Source organism: Methylobacterium sp. AC690 (assembly GCF_979256535.1).
The window spans coordinates 1-239 of sequence record NZ_CEEDOX010000124.1; the positions used below are offsets into that span (position 1 = coordinate 1).

The 239-nt window shown below is 65.7% G+C and carries 1 pseudogene; it reads right to left on the reverse strand.

What is annotated here, in order from left to right:
• Window positions 1-200, reverse strand: a pseudogene (locus tag AC0IY1_RS25560) (polyhydroxyalkanoate depolymerase); the annotation flags it as partial.
• Between the last annotated feature and the right edge of the window lie 39 nt (window positions 201-239).

Below are 239 nucleotides of genomic sequence, written 5' to 3' on the forward strand. Positions count from 1 at the left end.
GCCGCAGGCAGGTTGAAGCGGGGCTTGGCGTAGCTGCGGGTCGTGCGCTCGAACATCTCGCAAGAGGCAGCCAGGGCGCGGCTGCTCGAGGTGTAGGCAAGCGGGTTGAAGGGGTTCTGACACGCTGTCTTGGCAACGCTGGCTGCCATGCGCGCGGGCATGAGCATCAGATCGCAGGCGTCACGCATCAGGTCCAGCATACGGGTCATCCCTTCCGGCTTGCCAGGATCGGAGCCGCT